This is a genomic window from Rubritalea sp., from assembly GCF_039830215.1.
Classification (GTDB): domain Bacteria; phylum Verrucomicrobiota; class Verrucomicrobiia; order Verrucomicrobiales; family Akkermansiaceae; genus Rubritalea.
This window is the reverse complement of sequence record NZ_JBDOPO010000140.1, coordinates 1-12,261: the sequence shown is the minus strand read 5'-3', so window position 1 is coordinate 12,261 and position 12,261 is coordinate 1. Positions and strand designations below refer to the sequence as shown.

General features: G+C 46.0%; 11 protein-coding genes. 4 read left to right on the top strand and 7 right to left on the bottom strand.

Going from position 1 to position 12,261, the window contains the following annotated elements:
* Together ABGY95_RS04690 and ABGY95_RS04685 are read left to right on the top strand one after the other, a co-directional pair.
* The coding region (locus ABGY95_RS04690; protein WP_347440541.1) for a sodium:proton antiporter at positions 1 to 1,859 on the top strand (1,859 nt) is incomplete at its 5' end.
* 6 nt (positions 1,860 to 1,865) lie between these two features.
* Positions 1,866 to 2,624, top strand: a complete 759-nt coding sequence (locus tag ABGY95_RS04685) for a class I SAM-dependent methyltransferase (RefSeq protein ID WP_347440540.1) — start codon at positions 1,866 to 1,868, stop codon at positions 2,622 to 2,624.
* Here ABGY95_RS04685 and ABGY95_RS04680 read toward each other — a convergent pair.
* Positions 2,599 to 4,680, bottom strand: a complete 2,082-nt coding sequence (locus ABGY95_RS04680; RefSeq protein WP_347440539.1) for a transglutaminase-like domain-containing protein — start codon at positions 4,678 to 4,680, stop codon at positions 2,599 to 2,601. The two genes, ABGY95_RS04685 and ABGY95_RS04680, sit on opposite strands and share 26 nt — an antisense overlap.
* An 88-nt stretch (positions 4,681 to 4,768) precedes the next feature.
* Here ABGY95_RS04680 and ABGY95_RS04675 point away from each other — a divergent pair, with 88 nt between their 5' ends.
* Entirely contained in the window at positions 4,769 to 5,272 is a 504-nt protein-coding gene (locus ABGY95_RS04675) for a hypothetical protein (RefSeq protein ID WP_347440538.1), read from the top strand.
* A gap of 17 nt (positions 5,273 to 5,289) precedes the next feature.
* On the opposite strand, the gene ABGY95_RS04670 is transcribed toward ABGY95_RS04675, so the two are convergent.
* The 6 genes from ABGY95_RS04670 to ABGY95_RS04645 all read right to left on the bottom strand — a co-directional run bounded on the left by ABGY95_RS04670 (position 5,290) and on the right by ABGY95_RS04645 (position 10,459).
* Positions 5,290 to 6,396, bottom strand: a complete 1,107-nt coding sequence (locus ABGY95_RS04670) for a tetratricopeptide repeat protein (RefSeq protein WP_347440537.1) — start codon at positions 6,394 to 6,396, stop codon at positions 5,290 to 5,292.
* A gap of 236 nt (positions 6,397 to 6,632) precedes the next feature.
* A complete protein-coding gene (locus ABGY95_RS04665; RefSeq protein ID WP_347440536.1) occupies positions 6,633 to 7,319 on the bottom strand; it encodes a hypothetical protein in 687 nt (228 codons plus the stop codon).
* A 6-nt stretch (positions 7,320 to 7,325) separates the two neighbouring features.
* A complete protein-coding gene (locus ABGY95_RS04660) occupies positions 7,326 to 7,733 on the bottom strand; it encodes a biopolymer transporter ExbD (RefSeq protein WP_347440535.1) in 408 nt (135 codons plus the stop codon).
* Positions 7,730 to 8,278 carry a MotA/TolQ/ExbB proton channel family protein gene (locus ABGY95_RS04655; protein WP_347440534.1) on the bottom strand — a complete coding sequence of 183 codons (549 nt, stop codon included), beginning with the start codon at positions 8,276 to 8,278 and terminating at the stop codon, positions 7,730 to 7,732. Before ABGY95_RS04655 ends, ABGY95_RS04660 begins: the two co-directional genes overlap by 4 nt.
* Before the next feature lies 1 nt (position 8,279).
* Positions 8,280 to 9,611 (bottom strand): MotA/TolQ/ExbB proton channel family protein, encoded by a 1,332-nt coding sequence (locus ABGY95_RS04650; protein ID WP_347440533.1) that lies wholly within the window; start codon positions 9,609 to 9,611, stop codon positions 8,280 to 8,282.
* 2 nt (positions 9,612 to 9,613) lie between these two features.
* Positions 9,614 to 10,459 carry a DUF3450 family protein gene (locus ABGY95_RS04645; protein ID WP_347440532.1) on the bottom strand — a complete coding sequence of 282 codons (846 nt, stop codon included), beginning with the start codon at positions 10,457 to 10,459 and terminating at the stop codon, positions 9,614 to 9,616.
* Positions 10,460 to 10,927: 468 nt separating this feature from the next.
* Here ABGY95_RS04645 and ABGY95_RS04640 point away from each other — a divergent pair.
* Positions 10,928 to 12,261, top strand: a 1,334-nt coding sequence (locus tag ABGY95_RS04640) for a protein kinase (RefSeq protein WP_347440531.1), incomplete at its 3' end; no start/stop codon positions are given.

The following is a 12,261-nucleotide window of genomic DNA, read 5'->3' as shown; positions in this document are numbered from 1 at the left end:
GCAATTCAATGTTCGATTCTATTGGAATTAATTTCGGGATATACATAACCTCCATCTTAGGCTTAGGAATTCTAGCACAATGGTTAGCATGGCGTTTCAAGCTACCATCTATCCTTCTTCTTTTAGTTTTCGGCTTCGCAGCAGGCCAACTATTCGGCGTTAATATCGACACTTATCTCCCTGGAGTAGAGGGTGAATCAATCATACTCTCACTCGTCGGGCTTGCCGTTGCCATTATTTTATTCGAAGGAGGCCTCACGTTAAAATTTTCAGAACTCAAAGAAAGCGGAGGCCCGGTATTTCGACTCTGCACAGTTGGAGTGGCTATTTCATTCGCGCTTATCACAGCATTTGGCATGTATGTACTTGGATGGAATTGGCGAGTTGCGGCAATTCTAGGCTCTATCCTAGTTGTCACCGGCCCCACAGTAATCGCTCCCCTCTTACGACATATTAAGCCTTCTCGCAAGATGAGCTCTATAGTGAAGTGGGAAGGCATCGTTGTTGACCCAATAGGAGCAATTATGGCAGTTCTGGTATTCCAAGCCGCTCTAGCTGGTGATGTGGAACAAGCTAAAGTAACGATACTGTACTCACTTGGTATCACTCTTCTTATTGGTGTTGTCTTTGCCTTTTTACTAGCGAAAGTAATCGAGCTACTCTTGAGAAAACATCTCATCCCAGACTTCCTCCATTCAGTCTTCTTGCTTGCTATAATCGCTATCGCATTCTCAGCATCAAATGCCATTCAAAAGGAATCAGGATTGCTCACTGTCACAGTATTAGGAATTGCCCTAGCAAACCAAAAATCCTTCTCAGTCAAACATATCCTAGAATTTAAGGAGACTCTTAGAACACTCATCATCTCACTTCTTTTCATCGTCCTCTCGGGCAGAGTCGATATAGCTAGCTTGAAAGATGCCTTACTCCCAGGACTCGGACTCATCGCGTTTTTGGTTATCATCGTCCGCCCGATCTCCATCTTTGCCTCCACAGTCTTCCTTAAACAAACAAACACTAAAGAGCGTCTATTCTTAGCTGCTCTGGCTCCTCGCGGAATTGTTGCCGCCGCTGTAACAGCAATCTTTGCGCTCGAACTCACTCACGCAGCTGACGATGTGGAAGGATTCCCACAGGAAGTCATCGGGCAAGCAAACCTCATGGTTCCCATGATGTTTATCGTCATTGTCGGCACAGTCACTATCTATGGTTTACTCGCAGCACCACTAGCCAACAGATTGGGTATAGCAGCGAAAAACCCAAGAGGCGTCCTGTTTGCGGGAGCTGATGGCTGGATCCGAAAAATAGCCAAAGCTCTGTTCGAGGACGGCCATGAGGTTCTCCTACTTGACACTAACTACTCCAACATTGCCGCTGCAACAGTCGATGGAATCCCTGCCAAACGCGCTAGCATTCTGTCGGAATACGTCGGAGACGAACTGGATTTTGCTGGACTAGGGCAACTCGTAGCCGGCACCCACAACGATGAAGTCAACAGCCTCGCGGCGAGTGAATTCACCCACATTTTTGGTAGCGCCGAGGTCTGGCAGGTGGCCCCGCTAGATGACAAATCACACCACACCACTGCTGTAGCGTCACACATGCGTGGTCGGATTATTTTTCCAAAACGACCTAACCACAAGGAACTCTCCCGAATGAGTCTGGACGGCAAAGAAATCAAAAAGACTAAGCTTTCCGACCAATTCACCTACGAAAACTTCTTGGAGCACCATCCTGAGGCAATTTTGCTCTTCACAAATAGTGCCGATAAAGGCCTACGTCCGGCACACGATGATATGCGAGCGCCGAGTAACGGAAATACTATCTACGCCTTTGTTGATCCGAAACCTGACAACTAAACGACCATGTACAAAGATCTCGAAGCTCGCCTCCATGACATATTCTGGAACAATGAGCCAGACGCTGACGAATCCCATTTACTTGAGAAATTTCTGCTAAAGTATCCAGGTAAAGCCTTAGAATTGGGCTGCGGCTCAGGCAGACTACTCCTTCCATTGCTACAAAAAGGCTACAACGTTGAAGGCGTTGAAATTTCCAAGGACATGCTTGCTCTTCTTCAACGCGAAGCCCAAAAGATGCGACTCTGTCCACAGGTTTACCTCGCTGACATTTCTCAGCACAAAACGTCAACTCAGTATGACGCCATCACGATTCCTGCGTTCACTTTACAACTCTTTTCTAGAGATGCAGCTCTAAGCACACTCATAAAATTACGCGGGATGGCGTGTGAAGGTGCAGGCCTCTACATCACTGTGTTTATCCCTTGGCCAGAAATTCTAGACGCATTAGAACCAGATGCTTGGCACCCTGACAAAGAAACCACTCTCAGTGATGGCACTATAGCTAGGTGCAAGACTCGCCACCAGATTGACAGGACATCCCAATCACTTTCTCGTGATCAGCACTACACTATTAGCGACAACTCTAACACCATACTTGAGGAACAGTATGTTCATCAAGACCTAGAATGGTACTTGCTACCTGAACTCATTCTCATGCTGAACCAAAGTCGCTGGAAGTTCGACGGGTACGATGCTGACTTCAGCCTAGGCAACAAGGATTCAGATGCCTCACTACTCACCCTTTACGCGTCTGCTGTTTAAGCTTCTTCACCAAGCTCCTTAGCCTTTTCTCATCAATTTCAGAGGCTGGATCAAAACGCATCTTTTGGTGACTTTTGAGCACTTGGGCTACAAGATCTCGGTCCACTCCATCGCACTCTATTAATTTCTCAACCCAAACTGAGTACGGTTCCCCTTCAGCACGCAATCCAACTTTCTTCTGAATCGTTCGTTCCAGTCGATGCAATGGAGTCATAACAGTATCGCCACTCCAACTTGCAAGGATCAACTTTGGAGTCACCTTTCGTGAGCGATTCTTCCAAAGCCTGTAGATGATCCAAAGGAACAACAACACAGCAATGATGGAGACTTTAACTAACAGACTCGTCCGATTTAAAGGATCTTGCCTCCAGATAAAGAAATCCTCCCGGATCAAACTAATCCTTTCACGTAGCCAATCGATTGCTGACATCCCTCCACTGGATGAGACACCCCGGAAATTAGGCGGCGTTAGATCCACGTTTATCCAATTTCCATCGATGTAGGCGCGGGTCCACGCGTGAGCGTTAGTACCTCTAACATTCCAACAGTCAGTTCCCCGCTCTGATACGGCATAGCCCATAGCGTAACGTGAGGGCACCCCGACCTCTCGAAGCAACAACACAGCTGCTGTTGCATAATACTCACAGTGTCCACATTTTAGATCGTTGAGAAACCACTCGAGCTTAGACCTGTCATAATCAATTTCACCTGGATCAAAATCAGTGGAGTACTCGAACTCCGAGTAGAAGTAATGCTTAATGGCATCAATCACTTCCATTGGGTCCTCCATCGTACGTAACCCTAATTGATCCGCTAGACTTGAGATAACCTGCTTTTCTTCTTTAGGGATTCGCAAATCGATTTCCCCCAGCGGCACTTTATCTAGAACCGTTTTATCTGAATCAGCAAACAACGAATAACTGATCACCATGTCTCGATTGGAAAGGCGCAGCGCCCCCATAGAATTCACCTCAGCATAGGTTGCTTCCCCTAATATATCAGAGACAGCATAAAAACCAGGAGCTGATGGCACAACTGAACTTGACTGTTTTTGAACTATTGTTCCTCGAACCTCCAAAAAATCACTCTTTTTTGCCTGCTCTACTAGTGACTTATCCTGCTTTTGGAAATAAGTAACTAAGCCATCGCTCACCTCAACTTCGGCATCAAAGAAATCTCGGTATGAATCATCGAATTTTTCAAAATTCTCCACGCGGTAGTCATACGTCCAGCGCCCTTGATTATAATTATTATGGCTAGCTAGGCGGAGGTATTCTGGATTTGATTCAGACCAAACCCTCCATTCTATCATGGGATTCAGCTGGACATTCCCTAGCTCACCAAGATGTGAAGTGAAATCTGCCAGAAACGTCCCGCCCCCCGAGCTTTGGTAAAACCCCTTAACATGCGTCTTCACCCATAAATAGGCGGTAGTCATCGTCCACTGTATCCCCCAGCCCAAAGTCACCACAATGGGTAAAACCAACCACAAACTACGGGTACGCATACCCCGCCATCTAGACACTGAAAACACCACAGCAAAGATCAACACACAGACCCCGCCCCAGAAATACCACTCTAGTTCCTCCGCAGTCGAAGCTGCCATTATCACCCCTAATATATAGGGGTAACCTGTATTAATTTGTTTAGGGTGCACCTCCCGACCTTCCTTTCTATCCTGAGCCATACGTTTACGGCTAAAAAAGAAAAAGGAATTCAGCGTCACTGTGTCCCGATGGCCATAACGCTGAACAAACTCAATCGGGAAAAACATCACAGGCATCCAGCTCATCACATTAAGCGCCCCAGCCGCTCCAGCGTCATCGATCCAACTGATCGCGACACCAGCTGACACTAATAACAGGGAAAACTGAAAAGCCTTCACTTGGGCGACCTCATCAAAGTCCCATTTCAGGGGAACCCACCTACGGCAATCCAATAGCACCGCTAGCACCAACGCGACCAGAACGTTCCCGCTAGTCACGCCCCAAAACAGCAACGCAAAAGACGTCAAAAGTATGGGAGGTATCAATATATGAGTGTCGTTCTTTGGCACGTAGTAGAATGTGTCAGTTCTAGCCTAAAATCTCAAATCACAAATCCCTCTCCTTTACAAGTATCGCAATCCCTTCTAAAGAGAACGCATGAAATTCATCGCAGCCATCTGGGGAGCGCTTGGAGTATTCCTTCTCGTGGGTAAATCTCTACAGTCTCTATTTGTTCACGCTAAAGAAGCTGTCAGCAATGGACTTAGCACCTATCAGGTTGTATTCCTCATACTTTACTCACTCTTCATGCTTTACTTTGAAGGGTACAAAGGCTTCCAAAAAAAATTCTCCCCACGCACCGCTGCCCGAGTCCACTACCTGTATCTTAACCCACGTCCACTACATGTACTCTTCGCTCCATTTTTCTGCGTGGGCTACTTCTACGCCAAGAGAAAGGTTAGAATCATTGCCATAACATTGTCGATACTAATCCTTTGCGTTGTATTCCTTATGAGCGAATTTTGCACCCAACCTTGGCGTGGCATCATTGATATTGGTGTGATTTTAGGACTCAGCTACGGACTACTCTCGTTTGCTTGCTTTCTCGTCAAGGTATTCACCACAAAAGACCACGGAATTTCACCCGAGATCCCAGAATAAATGCTCAAGGATGGGGCTTAAAGCATCCTTTTAAGCGCCGAAATATATTTCCGCTGCTCAGGATTGCTGTGGATAGCATCAGCTTTCTCAAATTTCTCTAACGCTTCACTAAACTTATTTTCAGAAGCTCGAAGTTTACCAAACTCTATCAGAGCTCGGTAGCGTACTGATTCAATATTTTCTGCACGCGTAAGGTAAAAATCTGCTGCAGTAGTATCATCTTTCAGTTTAACTTTTGCCAACAACAGCAGTGCCTCGCCATCCAATGGATCTACTTCCAGCACCTTTTCTAACAACCTTTCAGCTCCTTGCTCACCGCTTTGAACTAGACTCAGCGCTCTCAACCTCTGGAGTCTGTTCTGTAACTTTTCAGTAAGCGCAATTTCTCCTGGTACTGCCTCCAGTAGCTCAGCTGCGTAGCTCCACTCCGCATTGTGCATTACAATTTCAACCGCATTCAAATATTGTGGCAAAAGGACTGGATCAAGAGCTGCTATCAGGAGTTCGAACAATGGTCGAGCTAAGCGACTATTCCCAGAACGGCTGTGCAATTGAGCGAGTAGGGCCATTTCATTGAGTTCAAGTTTCTCAGAACGATGTAAAAGTTCGAGCACTGAAATTGCTTGTAAGTCCTTTTTCAAATCGAGAAGGACACTTACTAAAAGTAGTTGATAAGAAGACTCGCTAGGACGCGCCGCCACCACTTCTTCCACCAGAGCCAATGCTTCTTCACTTTGGTTTGTAGCCAACAAACATTGAGCTATGCCCGCCTTCCAATCGACGATCGTAGGCTCGCTTATTTGGGCCAATCTATACGCCTGTAGTGCAGAAGCTTCATGATCATTTTGCAGGTGACAATAACCTAACAACCCCATAGTTGGTCCGCTCATATCTCCTAACTCAACAGCACGAATCAGGGCTTCTTTGGCCTCTTTCAGCTGCTCCGCTTTCATGTATGCAACACCTAGATTTTTATGCGCTCTTCGAAACGACGGAAAAATCTCAATAGAGTCCATGTAATACCCTATGGCCTGCTGTGTCTGCTCTAGCTCAAGGCTGACATTGGCTGCATTGTATTTCAAAGCCGCTGATGTTTTAAATATTGGGCTATTTTTCAACAACATGAGCGCTGCCGCGTGCTGACCATTTGCCATTTCTTTCTGCACCTGAACTAGTAATGTACGCTCGGCCGAGTTCACGTTCGGCTCGATGCGAGCATTGATCCGATAAGAGCCATTAAATGACCTCACAAAGGATTCATCCTTCCAATACTCCTTCGACAAAGTAAAATTATCAGCATTCGCGATAGTGCTAAAGGTCAAAATGTTACTGAATGCTAAAATCGTTTTTTGAAAATACATCATGGTTTTTGCAAAGTGAGGGGCCAGTTGAATTTAATTTTAATAGGTTTCCCGTTAACCGTTGGAGCTGAAAAACGGCTTCCATTGACTATTGAAGGTAGTACGTGGCGCATGCCTTCGTCAGATACAGAAACTGTGGACAAATAGCGGACCCGACCACTCCCATTGAGTTCTATTTTGACGACAGCCTTCACCTGTCTATTACGCACATTATTAGGCCATCGAAAACGACCACGACTGATACAGTGAGGCGTCTTATCTAGATCGCTCAATCCAATTGATTTAAGTGAAGAAGGAGTAGGTCTGGAAATTTTCACCTTAGATTTCTTCACCTTCACCACTTTCGCCACCAATCGTGCGGGATCTGCCCCAGAAGAAAACAAATCCACTTCAGCACTAAGATCCAACACTGGAGGCGCAGAAGGTAGAGAAATGCTCATACTGTCCATATTCGGCCTAAGATCAGCAAAACTCGGAGCTGGCGGCGAGGGCGCTTCTAACTCCTCTATCTCTTCACGCTCCTCTAGAATTTCAGGCTCCGGTGGTGGAGTGAGAGTCAGAGTCTCTATCTTCTGCAACTCAAACTCATCGCCCACTGATTGAAATTTAAGCAAGCGCGACATACCAAGACCAATCACTAACAATGTAGTAAAAAGGCCCCCTATGATGACACTCTTGATTTGCATAAAACGTTACTTTGCTGTCGCACTGTAGATTGATTTAGCTCCACCTATTTGAGCGGCATCCGTAACCCGCATGATCATCCCGTGACTGGCTTCACTATCCCCCTGAATCACAACTGGTAGACTCTCATCCTCACTCAACATTGACGACACGAGTGAGTGTACTCCCTCGACTCCAATATTTCGCCCACCATAGAATACCTCTCCCTGTTTTGTAACAGCCAGCAGGATCGCATTTTTTTCGATCTCTTGTGCACTTGCTGCCTTCGGCATCTTAACTTCCACCCCCGGATCGTCGATGAACACCGTTGTCACAACAAAAAAGATAAGCAAAATAAATACAATATCGATCAGTGGTGACATATTCACCTCAGTCGTCTGTGTGTTTGCATCTGAAAAATGCCTAAATCGCCTCATACCAATTCCTTCTTATTCGCTAGTTTCACCAATGTTTGTTGCTGACGTTCACTCAAACTCATTTGCACCTCGCCTACACGACTTCTTAGCAGAGCAAAAATGAATGCAGCTGGCAAAGCAATCAATAGGCCAGCCTGGGTTGTTATCATCGCCTCAGAAATACCTGCTGCAATTTTCTCCATTGGGTTTATTTGGCTATTTGAAGCCATGTTCGTAAACGTTGCTAGCATTCCAGACACGGTGCCGAGTAAGCCTCCTAAACTACATGAAGCAATCATTACAGCGATCACAGGCAGACGACGTTCAACCCACGATAAATGATCCAACTCAAAGACTGCATAATCTCTGACTACTTCACGTTTACAGCTTGATCCAACCGCTATTTCACAGGTTTGAATCAATGACCTCAAAGGACCTACAGTACACCAACTAGAAAAGAGCAATGCGTATAACCACACTCCTACGGCTAGGATCATCCACAACACAACTCCACCCTGCTCTAGTACAGTCGCGCATTCTTTATAAATGATGGAAATGCTATACATACTAGAGTTTTCTCAAGCCATTGACGAAGGTCAGTCCTAGTTTTTCAGTATTTTGCACAACACCATTACTACGACGGGACAGCATAGCATGCAGTACCAATGCTGGAATAGCGACAACCAGACCAAAGAGCGTGGTCACCAACGCCTCTGAAATTCCCCCTGCCATAGGCTTCACATCTCCAGTTCCAGTGACAGTGATGACGTTAAACATTCTAATCATTCCTGAAACTGTTCCTAACAAGCCTAGTAAAGGCGCTGTAGCCGCAGTCACAGCGATAAATGGTAACCACTTCTGTAAGCTCGACTGAACTCCTATGAGTTGCTCGTATATCACTTCTTCTACAACATCCACACCAGAATCCACATACGATAGAGCTTTTGCTATGAGCTTTCCGGCTGGATGCCCCTCACTCATGGCCACATCTTCGGCATCCTCAATATTACCACCTCGAACAGCTTTTAAAATATCTGCAACCCACAAACCTGAAGGATTTTTTATCTTAGTGAGTTGGATTAGTTTCATCACTCCACAGAATGCTGACACCAAAGCAATTCCCAAAATTGGCCACAACCAGATCCCTCCTTTTTTAAAGATACGAAGCGGATCGGATTGCACTAAATCAATGGCTCTTGCCTTCCCTCCCGTGACATCAATAGACATCTCGCCTATTCCATTTTCAAACAACGACTGTATGTCACCATCACCGCTATCAATAATCCGGCCGTACTCGGCTCCACTGTCTAGTACTAGCGCTCCTGATTGTTGTGTATCTCTGGAAAGAAACCACATTGCAGGCCCAAAATTACAAACTCGCCCGTCAACTAAAGTCCCATCAGAATCAACTGCTGTAGCGTTTAGTACTTCGCCACCTAAGACTGATTCCAAACGGTCCATAGCTACATCTAGTATCGCTATTTTTTGTTCAAGCTCAGTATCTCTCTCAAAAGCCTTCGAGTGTGACGCATTTACCAGATTTTTCTGACCTGGGGCCATCGTTAAATCTAATTCAAGTGCATACCCCCGAAGGATACTACCAATGTAGTCTGCGTCTTTAGCGAAACTCTTCTCTGCTTTTTTTTGAATTCCCAACGCAGCCTCTCGATCCTGCGTCTTCATACGAGCCAGTAATTGTTGACGGCGTTTCAGCATCAACTTTTTCTCTAAAGAAGATAGTTTTGATCCTATTTTTTCGCGCTGCAATAGCTCTACATCTCGCTGAGAACCTAGACGCTGTTTAGCTTCAGATAAATCGCGCTTCAGCTCTTGAAGCTCAATAGCAAGAGATGCTTGACTAAGTAATAAAGTCCCTACAACTACTGCCAAATTTAACACTTTCATTTACTCTGCACCTCCACTGGTAGATTCACTAACTGAGGTCGTGCTGTTTTTTGAAACACAGCAATTGCTCGTGCTATTGATTCCTGTAAAGTATTGCCGGATTTCCAAATCCACCCCTCCTGACTTGGCTTTCCTGTCCCTGAAGTACTTCCGCTCACATAATATGCTCCTGCTAGACCTACATAGAGAACTCTAAGCTGTCTTTCCTCACCATCGATTTCATGTATTTCCTCGGAATAACTGACAATACGGTTAAATTTATCCGCAGCCTTTAACACTCTAACAACTGAGGCCACTTTATCTTTAAGCACCAATGCGTCATTCAATAAATTATCCTTTTCTCCTAACAATTGCTGCTGCAAAGGCTCAGGAAACATCCCGTATAGCTTAAATAGGCGTCCACGTTGCTGGTCTATGCGCCCGACAAGCACCTCTCGAGCTTGTTGAAATGCTGCAACAGAAGCCTTCACACTCTCGAGCTCTTCATTCATCTTTTCCAAACTGCTCCCTGCTGATTCTAGCTCCTCACTTATGAGCTCTAGTTCTTGTTGATACAATTCTAGTAGGTCAGAAATACCTTGTTGCTTAAGCTCCCATTCCCTTTTTTCACTATCGATCGCTCTCTCGACCTTAAGCAACTCTTCCATCACAGCCCGAGATTGAGAATACACCACTATCGCTTCATCTACCTCACTCGCCACTAACCTTGAGACCAAGAGGCTGCACACTATCCATTTCACGCTGTAAATATGTTTCCACCCTAGCCTATCGGCAAGCACCTTCTCAGCTCTGTACTGTTCTTCGCTCTTCACTAGAAACCTCCATGCATCAAAAATTGCCATCAATCAACCTCTATTGAGAACTATTCTCATTACTGTTAGCTTTATTTATCCATTCAGAGACTGTGCTACGCCCAACATCTACAATTACGCCAATCGCAGCATAAGTGGGTCCCTGTTCACGAAGAAGTACAGCCTTGCTTGCGTCTATCTTAGAGTTGGCTAGGTGTGGGCGTACCTGCGCCTTGAAGCTTCATAGCTTGTACCTAGCTGAACTAATACCAACTGGTTTTCCGCCTGATTAATAAGCCTTCCCATGAAGAAAGGATGCACACGTAATTGTGATTACGTGTGCAGTGGCAAATATGTTCTTGCTAGGAAATTTCCCTGTAAAATCTCGGCTAAGTCATTCCTTGATAGTTCTGTTCAATTATCAACTTGAACGAAAGATTAAGTTTTTCTTATCATCGCCAATTTCTGAGTTGCCTTGCTTGCAGAATTCCTAAAGTATGCTGGCGATCTGCATACATCATGTCCGACGAACGATACGAAATACGAGGAAAAATTGGCCAAGGAGGAGTAGGAGCGGTTTACCGAGCTTATGACACCCAACTCCGCCGCGAGGTAGCAATCAAGCGAGTCCTCGCTGATGATGCTGATGGCTACGAAAATGAGGAACTAGCCACAAAAAACCTCCTCAAAGAGGCAACTGCGCTATCTTCAGTCCAGCACCCGCATATTTGCACCGTGTATGACGCAGGTATTGATAAGGAAGGCCCGTTCGTCGTAATGGAACTTATTAATGGTAAAACTCTCGACGAAATGGTCGAGCGCGGAACCCTTACTTTTGACGACTTTAGGGAAGTTGCTATTCAGTCCCAGGAAGCGATGATTGCAGCTCAAGATCTCGATCTAGTCCACCGCGACCTCAAACCTTCTAACGTTATGGTTTGCTGGCTTCCGTCTGGACGATTCCAAGTCAAACTTGTGGATTTTGGACTCGCTAAATTTTCCGCAAAGCCTTCTCTCCAAACGATAGATCACGGTGATGCTGTATTCGGATCCATATTCTTCATGGCTCCTGAGCAATTCGAACGCACACCTCTTGATCGTCGTACAGACATGTACGCGTTGGGTTGTATGTATTACTACTCACTTGCTGGAACCTATCCATTCAATGGCGACAGTGCTCCTCAAGTCATGGCTGGCCACCTACAAAACTCGGTCCAACCACTCCAAGAATTGCGCCCAGACCTACCTGCTTGGGTATGTGAGTGGGTTATGTGGCACATTGCTCGTAATATGGATGACCGTCCAGAATCAGCACGCGTTGCTCTCGAGAAATTCCTCACAGATGAAACCACAGCAGCACAAGGCGGTGGCACCATGCCACTCCGCTCTGGCCCGCAATTAGTCATTCCGGCTACCTCACCACATCCGATTATTCCGGCTGCTGCGTCTACCGCTGTTGCCACCAAAACTGCACCACAACCAATCATGTCACCGGGTGGACATTCGCTGTTGACCTCAACACAATCTATCCGTCCTGCATCCGCTATTACTGGCGGCACTGCAATACAACCTGCCCGACCGGCAGCTTCTAAAAATCCATTAATCACCCCAGCTTCTGGAGCGACAGCAGTCTACCCAACAACACCTGTAACCCCAACTGCACCTGTAACCCCAACAGCATCTGTAACCCCAACTGCACCTGTAACCCCAACAGCATCTGTAACCCCAACAGCACCTGTAACCCCAACTGCACCTGTAACCCCAACTGCACCTGTAACTCCAACTGCACCTGTAACTTCAACAGCACCTGTAAACTCAACTGCACCTGTAGTCACTCCTCAAATCTCACCTAA

What these genes read in the sequence shown, in the direction of transcription:
- ABGY95_RS04660 (WP_347440535.1), bottom strand. Translation starts at nt 7,733, where the DNA reads ATGAGGCGATTTAGGCATTTTTCAGATGCAAACACACAGACGACTGAG.
- ABGY95_RS04655 (WP_347440534.1), bottom strand. Translation starts at nt 8,278, where the DNA reads ATGTATAGCATTTCCATCATTTATAAAGAATGCGCGACTGTACTAGAG.
- ABGY95_RS04645 (WP_347440532.1), bottom strand. Translation starts at nt 10,459, where the DNA reads ATGGCAATTTTTGATGCATGGAGGTTTCTAGTGAAGAGCGAAGAACAG.
- ABGY95_RS04675 (WP_347440538.1), top strand. Translation starts at nt 4,769, where the DNA reads ATGAAATTCATCGCAGCCATCTGGGGAGCGCTTGGAGTATTCCTTCTC.
- ABGY95_RS04665 (WP_347440536.1), bottom strand. Translation starts at nt 7,319, where the DNA reads ATGCAAATCAAGAGTGTCATCATAGGGGGCCTTTTTACTACATTGTTA.
- ABGY95_RS04685 (WP_347440540.1), top strand. Translation starts at nt 1,866, where the DNA reads ATGTACAAAGATCTCGAAGCTCGCCTCCATGACATATTCTGGAACAAT.
- ABGY95_RS04670 (WP_347440537.1), bottom strand. Translation starts at nt 6,396, where the DNA reads ATGTTGTTGAAAAATAGCCCAATATTTAAAACATCAGCGGCTTTGAAA.